This window comes from Arthrobacter alkaliphilus (assembly GCF_021483235.1).
Lineage (GTDB): Bacteria > Actinomycetota > Actinomycetes > Actinomycetales > Micrococcaceae > Arthrobacter > Arthrobacter alkaliphilus.
In genome coordinates, this window is sequence record NZ_JAKEEC010000027.1 from 24,634 (window position 1) to 40,143 (window position 15,510).

The following is a 15,510-nucleotide window of genomic DNA, read 5'->3' on the forward strand; positions in this document are numbered from 1 at the left end:
GCCGGTTTTGCCGTCAGTTCTGCTGCTGGCCCTCTTCATGGCGGCGCCCGTGGCATGGTCCTTCTACGCCTCCTTCACCGACGCCGCCTTGACCGGCAAAGCAGCCCTCAACCCCCAATGGGTCGGCTTGGACAACTACGCCCGGATGCTGACCGATCCGGTTTTCCCGCTGTCGGCATGGCTGACGGTAGTGTTCGTGGCCGTTTCCGCGATCCTCGGACAGAACGCCGTGGGCCTGGTCATTGCCCTGTTGATGACAAGATCCGGGGGAGCGACGGCGTCGCTGGTGGGTACCGCAGTGGTCGCGGCCTGGGTCCTCCCGGAGATCGTAGCGGCGTTCGCGGCGTACGCGTACTTCAGCCAGGACGGCACACTCAACCAACTCTTGGGGACGTTCGGTGTCCAGGGCGCCAACTGGCTCTATGCCTTTCCGATGCCGGCCATCATCCTGGCCAATGTGTGGCGCGGCACCGCGTTCTCGATGCTGGTCTACCGGGCCGCGCTGTCCGATGTGCCCCGCGACATTTCCGAAGCGGCCCTCATGGACGGCGCCAGGGGTTGGCAACGCCTGGCCTTCATCACCCTGCCGGTCATCCGTGGAAGCATTGCCACCAACCTCATGCTGACCACCCTCCAGACTCTCGCAGTCTTCACCCTCATCTGGGTAATGACGGCCGGTGGCCCCTCCAACGCGAGCACCACGTTGCCGGTGCTCGCGTACCAGGAAGCCTTCAAGCTGGGGGACATCGGTTATGGCACCGCGATCGCCTCGGTATTGATCCTGATCGGCATGTTCTTCGGTGCTGTGTATGTCAGGCTGATCCGCGGGGCGAAGCCGTGACCTCCCTGCGCCGGGCTCAGGTTCCCGCGAGGAAGCGCCCGACGGCGGTACCTGGCCGCGGACGCCGCGTGCGCTTCGGTGCCAATGCAGCTCTGGTCGTGATCGGGCTGTGCTTTGTGCTGCCCCTTGCATGGTTGCTTCTTGCTTCCGTTGATCCACACGCCGGATACGAGACCCGGTGGCCGCAATCGGCGTCGCTCGCCAACTTCGCAGCCGTGCTGACGCCAGGGCTGCTCTTCCAGCCGCTCGCGAACAGTTTCATCCTCTCCGCCGGAACGGCCATCGTGAACCTGGTGGTCGCAGTGCTCGCGGCCTATCCGCTGTCCCGCTGCCAATCGCGGTTCAACAAGCCGTTCCTCTACGCGATCCTGTTCGGCACGTCGCTCCCGGTGACGGCGATCATGGTGCCGGTCTATGGCTTGTTCGTGCAGCTGCAATTGCTGGACTCGATGCCGGCAACCATCTTCTTCATGGCAACCACCACGTTGCCCATGGCTATTTGGATGACGAAGAACTTCATGGATTCGGTGCCGCTTGAGCTGGAGGAAGCTGCCTGGATGGACGGCGCCTCGGGACTGGCCACGTTGCGAAGAGTCGTGATGCCCCTCATGAGGCAAGGGCTCGGCGTGGTGTTCATCTTCGTCTTTATCCAGGCTTGGGGGAACTTCTTCGTCCCGTTCATCCTGTTGCTGTCTACCTCAAAGCAACCGGCCGCGGTGTCCGTTTTCAGCTTCTTTGGCCAGCATGGAGCGATCGCGTACGGAGAACTCGCTGCGTTCTCCATCTTGTACTCGGTCCCGGTTCTTGTCCTGTACACGGTGGTTGCCAGGGGCTCCGGAAGTGCGTTTGCGCTGTCCGGTGCGATGAAGGGCTGAGGGGCCAACCGCCAGGACTCAGTCAATGTCCTCGATGATGGTGCCGTAGGGGATGGATTCGTCCAGGTGGGCTTGGTGGCCGCTGGGGTTGTCGACCACGCGGACACCGTGAAGCTTGTCCGCGGCAGATTGCAGCAAGATGGGGCGGACGGTTTGGATGAACCGTTCGTCCTTGCCGTCGAGGTATTCCTGATAACTGGCCGGAAGCTGGATCATGGCAAAAGGATAGCCCTGCGGAAGCGGCATGGGGAGGGCCCGCACGAGGTCCCCAGCGGCACACTCATTTCGGCTTTTGACCCGTGGCGCCGGGCAAAGCGAACAATGTTCAGAAACCGGGCGAAACGTACCGTAAAAATGCGTCTTAATTCGGCGGGGGATTTGTAGCGTCCGGGCCCCGGATCTAGAGTCGTATTCAAGTTACCGCGGTAACGTGTCAGCGATCCTCCGCCGGATCTGCCTCGAGAAGGCAGGCAGGAGGGTGTGGGTGCCCCCATGTGGGCCTGACATTTGCACACGGACAACTTCATCCCAGGCGTAACAGTCGCGGCTGCGCCCTGCTGGAGTTCGTTGCGTGTATCCCCAAACTCAATTCACCGATTCTGCAGTCCATGGACCCGCCTTTCAAGTCCCTGAACGCAGGCCCGCTGACGAACAGCCAAGGACGCAAATGTCGCCACCAAGCCTCATCGACACCCATCCAGACCTGACCGGCGCTGCTCCCGTTGCCCTGTCCTACGAACTTTTTCCGCCCCGCTCTCCCGCTGCGGCGGAGTCCCTCTGGACGACCATCGGAGAGCTTGAGGCCACGGACCCCGACTTCGTCTCGGTGACCTACGGCGCCAGCGGCTCCAACCGGGACACCGCCGTCGAGCTCATCAATCGGCTCCTGCTCGAAACGACCCTGCGGCCACTGGCCCACCTCACGTGCGTCGGAAACACCCCGCAGGAGTTGGCCGAGATCATCGGCGAACTCCTCGACGACGGCGTGCGCGGCATCCTCGCCCTGCGCGGAGACCTCCCCAAGGACAGTGGACAGCCGGTCAGCGGCGCCCTGCGCTACGCCCAGGACCTGATCGAACTGATCCGGCGCGTGGAGCAGCGGCGCTCGGCGCTGCTGTGCGCCGGCAAGATCGCCGTTGGAGTGGCCGCCTATCCCACCCGCCATCCGGAATCCCCGAGCGTGGAACACGACGTCGAGGTGCTGCTCGCGAAGCAGCGCTCGGGTGCGGACTTCGCCATCACGCAGGTCTTCTTCCACACCGAGCAATATGCGGACCTGATCTCGCGTGCGCGCCGTGCCGGCGTCACCATCCCCATCATCCCGGGCGTCATGCCGCTGACCAGCCTTCGCCGCCTCAAGCGCCTCGGCGAGCTCACCGGCGTCGAGCCGGCACCGGAGCTCATCGAGCGCCTCGCCGCGGCGGACAGCGACGCCGAACGGCGCAAGATCGGCGTCCGCGCCACGGTGGACCTGGCCAACGCTGCCCTTCAGGCCGGTGCTCCGGGCATCCACCTGTACACCTTCAACGAGCACGCCTGCGCCCTGGACGTGCTGGACAAGCTCGCCTTGCCCCGGCCGGCCCGGCCAGCCAGCCGGCTCAGCGCCATCGCCCGCCGCCAAGAACTCGTCAGCTGATCCGCTGGCCCGCAACCTCAACGATTTGCACCTACAGCAATAAGGAAACTCCATGACTGAACAGAACAAGACCCCCTTCCCGTCAGCTTCCCTGCTCGGCTACCCACGGATCGGCCGCCGCCGCGAACTCAAGAAAGCCGTCGAAGCCTACTGGGCCGGCAAGATCGACGCCGCCGCCCTCGACACCGCCGCCAAGGACATCCAGCTGACCACAGCCAAGCGACTCCAGGAACTCGGCCTCAACGAAGCCGCCGCAGTTCCCGGGACCTTCTCCTTCTACGACCAGGTGCTCGATGCCACGGCACACCTCGGCGCCGTCCCGGCCCGGTTCGGCCAGCTGCTCAACGCCGAAGGCCAGCTCGATATCGATGGCTACTTCACTCTTGCCCGCGGCAACAAGGAACAGCAGCCGCTTGAAATGACCAAGTGGTTCGACACCAACTACCACTACCTCGTTCCGGAAATCGGCCCGGAGACCGAGTTCAAGCTCGCGTCCAACCGCATTGTCGAAGAGTTCGAATTCGCGCTGGCCAACGGCATCGAGACTCGGCCTTACATCGTCGGTCCCGTGACCTACTTGCTGCTGTCCAAGGCCTCTGACGACGCTCCTGCGGGCTTTGCCCCGCTGTCCCGGCTTGAGGACATCCTCCCGGTCTACGCCGAACTGCTCGGCAAGCTCGCCGCTGCCGGAGCCAGCTGGGTGCAGCTGGACGAGCCCGCCCTCGTGGTCGACCAGGACACCCCGGCGCCGGCAATCCAGGCCGCGGTTGCCCGCGCCTACGAGGTCCTCTCCGCTGCCGCTGCCCGCCCGCAGCTTTTCGTTTCCACCCCTTACGGGTCCCTCGATGGCCAGCTCGGCGCCCTTGCCGCGACCAACATCGATGCCCTGCACATCGACGTCTTCAAGGGCGCGGTACCGTCCGCGGCAGCCCTGGCCGGGCTGGGCGACAAGACGCTGGTTGCCGGCGTCGTGGACGGCCACAACATCTGGCGCAACGACCTCGCTGCCTCCGCCGCGAAGCTCGACGAATTGAAGGCCGCGGCCCGCAAGCTCGCTGTCAGCACCTCGACCTCCACCCAGCACGTTCCGCACGACACCGCCGAGGAGACCCAGCTCTCCGAGCAGCTGCGCAGCTGGCTTGCGTTCGCCGACCAGAAAGCCGTGGAGGTCAAGACCCTGGCCGACTACCTGGCCGACCCCGCTTCCGCGAAGGCCGCCATCGACGAGGCGTCCGCCGTGATCGCCTCCCGCGCCACTGCCGAAGGCGTCCGGCGCGCCGACGTCCGTGCCCGCACCGCGGCCCTCACCGAGGCCGACTTCAACCGTTCCGAGTACTCGGTCCGTGAAGCGGCCCAGGAAGCAGCCCTGCACCTGCCGCCGCTGCCCACCACCACCATCGGTTCTTTCCCGCAGACCTCGGAAATCCGCTCCGCCCGTGCCCGCAACAACAAGGGCGAGCTGAGCGACGAGCAGTACGAGCAGCTCATGAAGGATGAGATCAAGCGCGTCGTCGACCTGCAGGAAGAGCTTGGCTACGACGTCCTGGTCCACGGCGAGCCCGAGCGCAACGACATGGTCCAGTACTTCGCCGAGAACCTTGAAGGCTTCGACGTGACGGTCCACGGCTGGGTCCAGTCGTACGGTTCGCGCTGCACCCGTCCGTCCATCCTGTGGGGCGACGTGACCCGCTCGGCACCGATCACCGTTGCCTGGGCCGAGTACGCCCAGTCCCTGACCAACAAGCCCATGAAGGGCATGCTGACCGGCCCGGTCACCATCCTGGCCTGGTCCTTCGTCCGCGACGACCAGCCGCTGGGCGAGACCGCAAACCAGGTAGGCCTGGCACTGCGTGACGAAATCGCCGATCTCGAAGCCGCCGGCATCAAGGTCATCCAGGTGGACGAGCCCGCGCTGCGCGAGCTCCTTCCGCTGCGCAAGGCCGACCACGAGGCGTACCTGAAGTGGTCAGTTGACTCCTTCCGCCTCGCCACCGCCGGTGCTGCCGACGCCACCCAGATCCACACCCACCTCTGCTACTCGGAGTTCGGTGTGATCATCGACGCGATCGACGGCCTCGACGCCGATGTCACGTCCATCGAAGCGGCGCGTTCACGCATGGAGGTTGTCCACGACCTCGAGGCACACCACTTTGGCCGCGGGGTTGGGCCGGGCGTGTACGACATCCACTCGCCGCGTGTCCCGGGCGAGGCCGAGGTCACCGAACTGCTGTCCACCGCCGTCAAGCACGTTCCGTCCCGCCAGCTCTGGGTCAACCCGGACTGCGGCCTGAAGACCCGTGGCTACGCCGAGACCGAAGAGTCCCTGCGCAACCTGGTCAAGGCCACCAAGACGGTCCGCGCCGGACTGCTCGAAGCAGCAAAGTAAGGCCCAAGCAGTACAAGCAGCGGCGGGGGGGNAAGACGGTCCGCGCCGGACTGCTCGAAGCAGCAAAGTAAGGCCCAAGCAGTACAAGCAGCGGCGGCCGGCCACCCGAAAGGTGGCCGGCCGCCGTCGTTAAACCCTCACGACTCCCAGAGGATCTCGTCGTCCACCACGCCGTCCTCGTCCGCGGCCGCCACCAGGAGCTCGTCGGTGAAGTGGGATCCCAACGTGAAATCCAGGACGAAATAACGCTCCGGCTGGCCGGGATAGATCGCTACATGGCCTAGTTTGAGGGCCTTCAGGAAGACTTCGTTGGTGAGTTGCCTCTTGTCGCGGACGCCGAACACTGCCTCCAGTTGCTCTTCCTTGAGCTGGGTGCAGTGGAAGTGGAGGAACTGCTGGGAGTTGGTGCCGTCCTGGTCCAGTTCCTCGGCGATCATGTCCCGGACCTGGTCCACCAATTCGGGGAGGTAGCCCAGGCGGTAGTCCACTTTGTGGAGTGCCTTCTCGTCGAAGTGGTCGTGAGCCCCGACGTTGAGGTCCAGCTCGAGGGGATTTCCGGCGAGCTCGTGCGAAGCCACATAACAGTGCTCCCGCCCGTGGTTGAGCTCGATCTCCCCGAAATGTTTGCTCGCTACCTTGCTCATGTCTTCAAGATAGTCCCAAAGGAGCGGCGTGTTCCAGCTTCCAGGAAGATTTCAGGAAGGCGGCTTGGGCGTTGACTTTTGAGTTGTTTTGGGCACGGTTGGGGTGCTGCCGGCGCGGACGGTTGCGGTGCTCCCGTGGAGCGTATCGGCCAGCAATTCGGTGAAGAGTTGCACCTGCGCCGTGCGCTTTCCGTTGAGGAGCAGGGCGAACACGTTGCGGGCAAGCCTGATGTCCGGGACATCGAGGACCACGACGCCGGGAGGACGGTGCCGCAGCGCCAGTTCCGGCACCAGCGCGGCACCCAGCCCCGCCGCCGCCATCTCAAGGCTTGCGTGGAAATCGTCGCTGTAGGCCACGACGCGGGGATGGAGGTTGCAACTCGCGAACAGGCGTTCAATCACTACGGCATCGCTCGTGCCCGGATGGTGCATGATCCACGGCATCTCCGAAAGCTGCGAGGCCTGCATCTCCGCGTCTTCCCGGATGCCCCAGGACGCGGGAAGCACCACCCGGAAGTCGTCGTCGCCGATCCATTGCCGCTCCAAGGTATGGGGCCATGCGAGCCCCGACTGGCCCACCTGGTACACCAGCGCCAGGTCCAGTTCGCCGCCGGCGCGCAGCCCTTGGATGGTCTGGGAAGGTTCGGCCACCCACACACGCAGTTCGATGCCCAGCTTCTTCCAGCGCGCGTTCCGGAGGATGTCCGGCAGGACGTAGGTTGCCAGGCTTGGAAAGATGCCGAGCCGCAGTTCCTGGACGGGGGAGTCCGTGCTCCGCGATGCGGCGGCCAGCAGGGTCTCGACGTCGGTGAGCACCTTGGATGCATGCCGCACCATGGTGATGGCGGCTTCGGTGGGAGCCACGCTGCGTGCGGAACGGTGGAAGAGTTCGACGCCGGTGTCCCGTTCCAGCGTCGACATCTGTTGGGATACGGCTGAGGCGGTGTAGCCGAGCCGCGCGGCGGCTGCTGCGAACGAACCGAGCCGCGTGACCTCAATCAGTGTCCGCAGGTGGAGAAGGTTGACCATCAGTGATCCTTTGGCTCAGGGCGCCGAAAACCGTGCCCAGCCAGCTTAGCGGTGTGAATTCAGTCTCCGCTGCGTGCGGAGGGGAGCCATGAAGCAGTGCTTGCAGGTTGGCGCGACACGCCGGTACCCCAGCGACACGCTGACGATTAATTGTGGCTAAGTAGTCCACAGGGTGTGGATTAAGTCTCTGGATTTGGCGGATTCCCGGACATTTTTACCCCCTTCGCCTGTGGACTATCGGTGCGTAAAATGACATACTTGTAATACATCATCTTGGGGTTCCGCTGAGGCGCTTGCACTACATGTAGTATCAACTTACGGATTGAGCGGGAAGCCAGCACAAGACGTGAATAAGAGAGTTTGGCCGCCTCGGCGGCCAGCGGGCCAGTATCGGAGTCGGAACCAGTTCCGGTCGGGGCCTGCCGAACGAAGAGCAAAGACTTCAACAAAGGGGACAGGAACCATGACTGTTACGGTTTACACGAAGCCGGCCTGTGTTCAGTGCAACGCAACCTACCGCGCACTCGACAAGAAGGGCATCGCCTACCAGAGCGTTGACATCTCCCAGGATGCCGAGGCCCTCGAGCGCCTGAAGGCCCTTGGTTACATGCAGGCCCCCGTCGTGGTGACCGAGCAGGACCACTGGTCGGGATTCCGTCCGGACAAGATCGAAGAGCTGGCACTGGCTGCCGCTTCGGTGGCCTAGTCTTCCAAGACTCCGCCACAGCCACAAAGCATTCCAATGTAGTCGAGGTGACTCCCATGGCAGCGCTGGCAACAGCAACTGCTCAACCAAACGCCGAAGCTGTCAGCACGCGGAGTCACCTCATCTACTTTTCCTCCACATCTGAGAACACCAAGCGCTTCGTCCAGAAGCTCGGCGTCGAGGCGGCACGCATCCCGCTCCACGCCAAGGACGCGCCGCTGCTCGCACTGGAACCCTTCGTCCTTGTGCTGCCCACGTATGGCGGCACGAACGGCGAAGGATCGGTTCCCAAGCAAGTCATCAGGTTTCTGAACAACCCGCAGAACAGGGAACTGATCCGCGGAGTCATTGGAGCAGGAAACACCAACTTCGCGGAAAACTACTGCATGGCGGGGGACATCATCGCCACCAAATGCCGGGTTCCGCTTCTTTATCGATTCGAACTCATGGGGACTCCGGAAGATGTTGTCCGGGTCAAACAAGGATTGGAAAAGTTTTGGACACGACTGTCGCAGATACAGAAGTAACCAGGTCGGAAGGGCAGGCCACCGCCGTGGAAGCAGTCAAGGCAACCAAGAAGCCGTTGCCGGAGGCCTACAAGGGCCTTGGCTACCATGAGCTCAACGCCATGTTGAACCTCTACGGTCCGAACGGAGAAATCCAGTTCGAAGCCGACCGCGAGGCCGCGCACCAGTACTTCCTGCAGCACGTGAACAACAACACCGTTTTCTTCCACGACCTGGAAGAAAAGCTGGACTACCTGGTCAAGAACCAGTACTACGAGCGGGAGACCCTCGACCAGTACACGATGAACTTCATCCGTGACCTGTTCAACCGCGCCTACAAGAAGAAGTTCCGCTTCGAAACCTTCCTCGGCGCCTTCAAGTTCTACACTTCGTACACACTCAAGACGTTCGACGGCAAGCGTTTCCTTGAGCGCTACGAAGACCGCGTCTGCATGGTTGCACTGCACCTTGCCCGCGGCAACGAGGAACTGGCCAGCCGCCTCGTTGAGGAAATCATCGACGGCCGCTTCCAGCCCGCCACTCCCACGTTCCTGAATGCCGGCAAGGCCCAGCGCGGCGAGCTGGTCTCCTGCTTCCTCCTGCGCATCGAAGACAACATGGAGTCGATTGCCCGCGGCATCAACTCGGCACTGCAGTTGTCAAAGCGCGGCGGCGGCGTGGCCCTCTCGCTGACCAACATCCGCGAGCACGGCGCCCCGATCAAGCAGATCGAGAACCAGTCCTCCGGCGTCATCCCGGTCATGAAGCTCCTCGAAGACAGCTTCTCCTACGCCAACCAGCTTGGTGCCCGCCAGGGTGCCGGTGCCGTGTACCTGCACGCCCACCACCCGGACATCTACCGCTTCCTCGACACCAAGCGTGAAAACGCCGACGAGAAGATCCGCATCAAGACCCTGTCCCTTGGTGTCGTGGTACCGGACATCACGTTCGAGCTGGCCAAGAAGAACGAGGACATGTACCTGTTCTCCCCGTACGACGTCGAACGCGTCTACGGCGTCCCGTTCTCCGACGTTTCGGTCACCGAGAAGTACTACGAGATGGTGGACGACTCGCGGATCAAGAAGACCAAGATCAACGCGCGGGAGTTCTTCCAGACCCTCGCGGAGATCCAGTTCGAATCCGGTTACCCGTACATCATGTTCGAGGACACCGTGAACCGGGCCAATCCGATCGCGGGCAAGATCACCATGAGCAACCTGTGCTCGGAGATCCTGCAGGTTTCCACGCCGTCGCTGTACAACGAGGACCTGACGTACGAGACCGTCGGCAAGGACATCTCCTGCAACCTCGGCTCGATGAACATCGCCAAGACCATGGACTCTCCGGACTTCGGTGCTTCGATCGAGACGGCGATCCGTGCCCTGAGCGCAGTGTCGGACATGTCCTACATCAACTCGGTGCCGTCCATCGCGCAGGGCAACGCGCAGAGCCACGCTATCGGCCTCGGCCAAATGAACCTGCACGGTTACCTTGCCCGTGAGCACGTCCACTACGGTTCTGAAGAGGGCCTGGACTTCACCAACATCTACTTCTACACGGTGCTGTTCCACGCACTCCGGGCCTCGAACAAGCTGGCCATCGAGACCGGCCAGCCCTTCGGCGGCTTCGAGAACTCCACGTACGCCAGTGGAACCTTCTTCGACAAGTACACCGAGCAGGAATGGGTCCCGGAAACCGGACGCGTCCGCGAGCTCTTCGCCGGCATCCACATTCCGACGCAGGACGACTGGCGCGAGCTGAAGGCTTCCGTCATGGAGCACGGCATCTACAACCAGAACCTGCAGGCTGTGCCGCCCACCGGTTCCATCAGCTACATCAACAACTCGACGTCGTCGATCCACCCGGTGGCCGCCAAGATCGAGATCCGCAAGGAAGGCAAGATCGGCCGCGTCTACTACCCGGCGCCGTACCTCGACAACGACAACCTGGAGTACTACCAGGACGCGTACGAGATCGGTTACGAGAAGATTATCGACACCTACGCCGCGGCCACGCAGCACGTGGACCAGGGCCTGTCCCTGACCCTGTTCTTCAAGGACACCGCCACCACGCGTGACATCAACAAAGCGCAGATCTACGCATGGCGCAAGGGCATCAAGACGCTCTACTACATCCGCCTCCGCCAGCTCGCGCTGGAGGGGACTGAGGTAGAAGGCTGCGTTTCCTGCATGCTGTAACCGGTATCGGTTGCTTATCTGCGGCGACCGCCGCGCCTCAAAACTGAAGAGTACGACGCCGGGTGAGCGCCCGGCGTCGTACGCTTACCTTAAAGAACACATACGTTAAGGGGACGAAATGACCGAGAAGGTCAAGCTGCTCAGCCACGTCGAAGCGATCAACTGGAACCGCATCCAGGATGACAAGGACGTGGAGGTCTGGAACCGCCTGGTCAACAACTTCTGGCTGCCGGAGAAGGTGCCGCTGTCCAACGACGTCCAGTCCTGGCACACGCTGACGCCTGAAGAGCAGCAGCTGACGATGCGCGTGTTCACGGGCCTGACCCTGCTGGACACCATTCAGGGCACGGTCGGCGCCGTTTCCTTGATCCCGGATGCCCTCACTCCCCATGAGGAGGCCGTGTACACGAACATCGCCTTCATGGAGTCGGTGCACGCGAAGTCGTACTCGTCGATCTTCTCCACCCTGTGCTCCACCAAGGAAATCGACGACGCCTTCCGCTGGTCCCTCGAGAACGAGAACCTGCAGAAGAAGGCCCAAATCGTCATGGACTACTACCAGGGCGACGATCCCCTGAAGCGCAAGGTCGCCTCCACGCTGCTGGAATCGTTCCTGTTCTACTCCGGGTTCTACCTTCCGATGTACTGGTCTTCCCGGGCGAAGCTCACGAACACGGCAGACCTCATTCGCCTGATCATCCGCGACGAGGCCGTGCACGGCTACTACATCGGCTACAAGTTCCAGAAGGGCCTCGAAAAGGTCTCCGAGGAGAAGCGCCAGGAGATCAAGGACTACACGTTCGAGCTGCTCTTCGAGCTGTACGAGAACGAAGTCCAGTACACGCACGACCTGTACGACGGCGTCGGCCTTGCCGAGGACGTCAAGAAGTTCCTGCACTACAACGCCAACAAGGCCCTCATGAACCTCGGCTATGAGGCCATGTTCCCGGCTTCCGTCACCGACGTGAACCCGGCCATCCTCTCGGCCCTGTCACCGAACGCCGACGAGAACCACGACTTCTTCTCTGGGTCCGGTTCGTCGTATGTGATTGGCAAGGCTGTTAATACTGAGGATGAGGACTGGGAGTTTTAGTTCTTCTCTTGCTGTGTGATATCGGGAATCCTTCCGGATAGTTTCCACTAAAGTATCCCGGTAAGAACAGCCTCGTATCTGAGCATTGCTCAGTACGTGCGAGTAGACGTACGAGATCGTCGGAGGCTCGTTGGCGGTTACCCGGCTAGTCGGCGGAACGGCTCAAAGTAGTTGGCGAAGCCTCGGCATTTTTGGCGGTACAGGCGCTTGGCCCTAGCTGCTGGACTCACAACTAGGGCCGAGCCGTCTTCGGCTCCAATCGCTGCTGTGAGATGCAGGATAGGTGGCACAAGTGACGAGTTAGTCGGTCGGTGACAATTGACATGGCATCCGTGACAAGCAGCTTGGCAGCTGGGGCCGGGCCCGGCCCACCGACTCCCTCGTAATGGAGATTAGTTCTGCCAGCAAGTTGGACGAGCGGCTCGCGGCTGCCAAGATGTGCGCTAAATGGCGCAGCTACGGGCGTTGTTCATGTGAATCTGAGATCGCAAAATTTGGGGGAATAGTGGCAAAGGGTTCGCTTACAGTCAGTTCGTTGGCAGCAAAGGCCAAGGTCGACACTGAGCAAGTGTTGGTCGCGCTATGGGGAGAAGGCATCGAATATGTGGACTCCCCAAACTCGGTAGTAGAACGCCGCGACATGCGGGCGGCCGAAAGGGCCTTGGGCCTTCCGGGTGCTCAGCAGAGGAAAGTTTCGTACTGGCTGGGAGAGTACGGGCTGGAGCGCAACGAATTCGCAGACCTGTTGGAGGAATTGGGTTTCACATTGAAGCCCGGCACCATCACCATGCCAAGAGGCTCCATCAGACGACTTAACTCGTATCTGGTGTCCACCACTGACAACACGGCCCGCAGGTTGGAACAGCAGCGCGAGGTTCTCAAGATTGATTCAAAGCCTGTGGCGCCGCCGTTTGAGTGGACGGCGAAGGGAACGGCTCGTGAGAGCAGACTCCTGACGACCGAGGAGATTCTAGGAATCCATGAGGAACTCGAACGTGATTTCGCGGAAGCGGAGGACCCGATTAGTCCCCCAGGCGTCCGGAGCGTACAGCTTCTTGAAAGCGCTGTGTCGAGACCAGGGACGAGCTTGGGTGGCCAGTACAAGTACTCCACCATCCAGTCAGCTGGCGCCGCCCTCCTACACTCGTTAGTTCAGAATCACGCTTTCCACAATGGAAACAAACGAACGGCGCTAGTGGCGCTTCTTGTCTTTCTTGATCGTAACAACTTCGTGTTGGAGTCCAGTGAAGATGAGCTTTTCAAGTGGATGCTGAAGGTCGCATCGCATCAGCTCTTGCCATCGAATTTTGTCTTCGACCAAGTCGCCGACCGTGAGACTTCCGAGATCGCAGACTGGATCATCCGACGCTCGCGGCCAGTTAGCAAGGAAGAGCGCTCAATAACATGGCGGGAACTGTCAAAGCTCTTGAGGACCAAGGGCTGCGAGATACTTCAACACCGAGGTGAGAAACTCGAAATTTCGCGCGTCGTGGTTGAACGTCGTGGGATCCTCCGGTTATCTAGATCTAGACGCCTCCAGGCGTATTTCACGAACACGGGGGACGGACGAGAAGTACCCAAAGCGATAGTGAAGCGCATCCGTCAAGAACTGGAACTAGATCAGGAACACGGCGTGGATTCCGAGCACTTCTACTCAACTGCGCGCGAACCTGACTACTTCATCTTGGAGTATTCGAAGCTGCTTCAAAGGCTCGCTCGTGTTTGACCGTCCGGGCCGGCCACGTGATGCAGTCGGGTTCTGTGGGGCGCACACTAATGCCCTCGTGGCTCTCCGCGCCTGACTCTACAAAGAAGAGTTCGGAAAGCATGGCGTGCCGGCGCTCGGCGTTTTCGGCCGCTTCCCTGATACTCGATTCATGGTCGTTCACATCAAACTCAGCCCCCATAAGACCGCCGACGGCGATGATCCCCTTGGACGCTCCTGGTACGGCTACGACCCCGACGCGATACCGGCCGAACTCTGGGCGAACAACCGCGGGGACTGGAGCCTATTGGCGGAGCGCATTTCAGAGGAACGCTGGGTAGCGCTGAACTTTGAGGGCCAGGTCGTCTTGGTCGCGGAACTTGAGGACCCCGCATACGAGGTGCCCCCCGGGGTAGCACGACCGAAGAAGGCGCTCCTCGGCCGTGTCCTGACAGAGGATCATCCGGTCAGCAAAGCCCTGATTGGAAAGCAGATCTCGTACTCGAGCCGTAACGCAATTCAATACGACCCGACCCCTGAGCTCGACAGCCTCGTGGATGCTGACTCCGCGCCGGCGGTCGATGCTGAAACGACCGATTGGACCGGAGCCGCGGGCCACGGGGTGCAGACGGACCCTCAAGTCCGCAGGGCGATAGAGGATGCCGCGCAGGATTACTTGATGAACTACTACCGCGATAGAGGCTGGACCGTCACCGATACCCGGCACAATCGCCCTTACGACGCTGTCGCCGAGAGGGGAACAGAAAGGATCTACCTCGAAGCTAAGGGTACTCAAAGCCGAGGGATTCTGTCATCGTCACCCGTAACGAGGTCGAGCACGCTCGCCAGCATCCCGGAGAATGCGTCATGGGGATCTGGTCTGATATGAAGCTGGTGGATGGCGTTGTGGATCGCTCAGCGGGCAAGTTCCGGATTCTTGCTTTTAGCCCGGACTACCACGAACTGCGTCCACGTGACTTTGACTGGACTATTCCTGTGCCAGTTCCGGAACTTTCTTGAATCTGTGTCCCTTCACGAGTGCGAGGACTTCGCGTTCGCACCCGCCCAGGTGAGTGCGGCTCCCGCCGATCCTCGGCAGGATCTACGGGAGCATCGGTGAGGAACAGAATTTCTCGGGGTGACAGAAGATCCGGTCTTACGTAGATCGAATACCTCGCCGTGACCGGAGAACCTGACTCCAACAATTCTCACCGGTGTACTTACTGCCCGACATCTCTTCGCACGTACCCATGCGTAACTACCCACGCGCAGGTCTGTTTAGCAGCCAGCCTTAGTCGGGACCGCCGAGCGGATTAGAAGCTGGAGAAAAATTCAACAGGTTTTGAACAGGTCGGCATAAATTGGTTCGGAAACCGCACTCCGAACTCCACCGCTCCGGAGTGCGAGCGGATGGCCTGGGTAGAAGAACAATGCGGAACCGAGAACGCCAGGTTATACCGGCGTGATCTGGTTTTCGCCGACCATGTCGACCATTACCGGGTAACCGCTGGTGGCGTCGGTAGTCGGAACGAAAACCACTACGTAGGACTTACCCCAACTTCCGTTGGCGCCCACCACGATCCCTTTGTCGCCTCGTTTGACGACCGTCATGTTGTCAACCTTGATGTCTGCGTGGGCGACTACGTGGTCTTTGGCTTTGAGTGGCATCGCTGGCTCCCATGTTGGATGGCTCGGTACGGGGATGATACCGGGGTTCGGTCGTGGCGGAAAGAGCCGGACCTCAGCGAGGTGTGCGGATATTGCCAACCGTAGGATTCCCGAATCCCGAGGGGTTCGCACTCATTCGGGGGTCAGTACCCGGGGGTCAGATCTGCGGCCAGACCGCTGACGGTCCGGGAGGGGCCGCCTGTTCAAGCAGGCTTTGACCGAG

The 15,510-nt window shown here is 61.6% G+C and carries 14 protein-coding genes; 10 read left to right on the forward strand and 4 right to left on the reverse strand.

From position 1 onward, the window contains the following. The first annotated feature begins 37 nt into the window (after positions 1-37). Together L0B83_RS16260 and L0B83_RS16265 are read left to right on the forward strand one after the other, a co-directional pair. Positions 38-841: a carbohydrate ABC transporter permease gene (locus L0B83_RS16260; RefSeq protein WP_234759626.1), complete on the forward strand. Its 804-nt coding sequence runs from the start codon at positions 38-40 to the stop codon at positions 839-841. 5 nt (positions 842-846) lie between these two features. Beyond that, positions 847-1,716, forward strand: a complete 870-nt coding sequence (locus L0B83_RS16265; protein ID WP_268821028.1) for a carbohydrate ABC transporter permease — start codon at positions 847-849, stop codon at positions 1,714-1,716. 18 nt (positions 1,717-1,734) lie between these two features. Here L0B83_RS16265 and L0B83_RS16270 read toward each other — a convergent pair whose 3' ends face one another. Continuing rightward, positions 1,735-1,932: a hypothetical protein gene (locus tag L0B83_RS16270; protein ID WP_234759597.1), complete on the reverse strand. Its 198-nt coding sequence runs from the start codon at positions 1,930-1,932 to the stop codon at positions 1,735-1,737. A 451-nt stretch (positions 1,933-2,383) separates the two neighbouring features. Here L0B83_RS16270 and L0B83_RS16275 point away from each other — a divergent pair, with 451 nt between their 5' ends. Together L0B83_RS16275 and metE are read left to right on the forward strand one after the other, a co-directional pair. Continuing rightward, positions 2,384-3,352: a methylenetetrahydrofolate reductase gene (locus L0B83_RS16275; protein WP_234759598.1), complete on the forward strand. Its 969-nt coding sequence runs from the start codon at positions 2,384-2,386 to the stop codon at positions 3,350-3,352. Positions 3,353-3,404: 52 nt separating this feature from the next. Further along, on the forward strand, positions 3,405-5,738 hold the full coding sequence (gene metE / locus L0B83_RS16280; protein WP_234759599.1) for a 5-methyltetrahydropteroyltriglutamate--homocysteine S-methyltransferase: 2,334 nt from the start codon (positions 3,405-3,407) through the stop codon (positions 5,736-5,738). A 137-nt stretch (positions 5,739-5,875) separates the two neighbouring features. Here metE and L0B83_RS16285 read toward each other — a convergent pair whose 3' ends face one another. Next, positions 5,876-6,382 carry a DUF2004 domain-containing protein gene (locus L0B83_RS16285; RefSeq protein WP_234759600.1) on the reverse strand — a complete coding sequence of 169 codons (507 nt, stop codon included), beginning with the start codon at positions 6,380-6,382 and terminating at the stop codon, positions 5,876-5,878. Positions 6,383-6,433: 51 nt separating this feature from the next. After that, positions 6,434-7,411, reverse strand: a complete 978-nt coding sequence (locus tag L0B83_RS16290; RefSeq protein ID WP_234759601.1) for a LysR family transcriptional regulator — start codon at positions 7,409-7,411, stop codon at positions 6,434-6,436. A 463-nt stretch (positions 7,412-7,874) separates the two neighbouring features. On the opposite strand from L0B83_RS16290, the gene nrdH reads away from it, so the two are divergent. The 6 genes from nrdH to L0B83_RS16320 all read left to right on the forward strand — a co-directional run bounded on the left by nrdH (position 7,875) and on the right by L0B83_RS16320 (position 14,508). Beyond that, the gene (gene nrdH / locus L0B83_RS16295; RefSeq protein ID WP_028267421.1) at positions 7,875-8,117 is read left to right on the forward strand and encodes a glutaredoxin-like protein NrdH; all 243 of its coding nucleotides are present in this window, start codon (positions 7,875-7,877) and stop codon (positions 8,115-8,117) included. A 56-nt stretch (positions 8,118-8,173) separates the two neighbouring features. After that, positions 8,174-8,644, forward strand: coding sequence for a class Ib ribonucleoside-diphosphate reductase assembly flavoprotein NrdI (nrdI, locus tag L0B83_RS16300; RefSeq protein ID WP_234759602.1), 471 nt, complete (start codon positions 8,174-8,176; stop codon positions 8,642-8,644). A 56-nt stretch (positions 8,645-8,700) separates the two neighbouring features. Continuing rightward, the gene (gene nrdE, locus L0B83_RS16305; RefSeq protein WP_234759628.1) at positions 8,701-10,821 is read left to right on the forward strand and encodes a class 1b ribonucleoside-diphosphate reductase subunit alpha; all 2,121 of its coding nucleotides are present in this window, start codon (positions 8,701-8,703) and stop codon (positions 10,819-10,821) included. A gap of 118 nt (positions 10,822-10,939) precedes the next feature. Further along, positions 10,940-11,914 carry a class 1b ribonucleoside-diphosphate reductase subunit beta gene (gene nrdF, locus L0B83_RS16310; protein ID WP_074590806.1) on the forward strand — a complete coding sequence of 325 codons (975 nt, stop codon included), beginning with the start codon at positions 10,940-10,942 and terminating at the stop codon, positions 11,912-11,914. 535 nt (positions 11,915-12,449) lie between these two features. After that, positions 12,450-13,640: a type II toxin-antitoxin system death-on-curing family toxin gene (locus L0B83_RS16315; protein ID WP_234759603.1), complete on the forward strand. Its 1,191-nt coding sequence runs from the start codon at positions 12,450-12,452 to the stop codon at positions 13,638-13,640. Positions 13,641-13,791: 151 nt separating this feature from the next. Further along, the gene (locus L0B83_RS16320) at positions 13,792-14,508 is read left to right on the forward strand and encodes a protein NO VEIN domain-containing protein (protein WP_234759604.1); all 717 of its coding nucleotides are present in this window, start codon (positions 13,792-13,794) and stop codon (positions 14,506-14,508) included. Positions 14,509-15,071: 563 nt separating this feature from the next. Here L0B83_RS16320 and L0B83_RS16325 read toward each other — a convergent pair. After that, entirely contained in the window at positions 15,072-15,287 is a 216-nt protein-coding gene (locus L0B83_RS16325) for a hypothetical protein (protein WP_234759605.1), read from the reverse strand. Positions 15,288-15,510 lie beyond the last annotated feature (223 nt).

Coding starts and splice junctions, on each gene's coding strand:
- nrdI (WP_234759602.1), top strand. CDS start 8,174: ATGGCAGCGCTGGCAACAGCAACTGCTCAACCAAACGCCGAAGCTGTC.
- L0B83_RS16320 (WP_234759604.1), top strand. CDS start 13,792: ATGGTCGTTCACATCAAACTCAGCCCCCATAAGACCGCCGACGGCGAT.
- L0B83_RS16270 (WP_234759597.1), bottom strand. CDS start 1,932: ATGATCCAGCTTCCGGCCAGTTATCAGGAATACCTCGACGGCAAGGAC.
- nrdF (WP_074590806.1), top strand. CDS start 10,940: ATGACCGAGAAGGTCAAGCTGCTCAGCCACGTCGAAGCGATCAACTGG.
- L0B83_RS16275 (WP_234759598.1), top strand. CDS start 2,384: ATGTCGCCACCAAGCCTCATCGACACCCATCCAGACCTGACCGGCGCT.
- nrdH (WP_028267421.1), top strand. CDS start 7,875: ATGACTGTTACGGTTTACACGAAGCCGGCCTGTGTTCAGTGCAACGCA.
- L0B83_RS16290 (WP_234759601.1), bottom strand. CDS start 7,411: ATGGTCAACCTTCTCCACCTGCGGACACTGATTGAGGTCACGCGGCTC.
- L0B83_RS16325 (WP_234759605.1), bottom strand. CDS start 15,287: ATGCCACTCAAAGCCAAAGACCACGTAGTCGCCCACGCAGACATCAAG.
- L0B83_RS16285 (WP_234759600.1), bottom strand. CDS start 6,382: ATGAGCAAGGTAGCGAGCAAACATTTCGGGGAGATCGAGCTCAACCAC.
- L0B83_RS16260 (WP_234759626.1), top strand. CDS start 38: ATGGCGGCGCCCGTGGCATGGTCCTTCTACGCCTCCTTCACCGACGCC.
- metE (WP_234759599.1), top strand. CDS start 3,405: ATGACTGAACAGAACAAGACCCCCTTCCCGTCAGCTTCCCTGCTCGGC.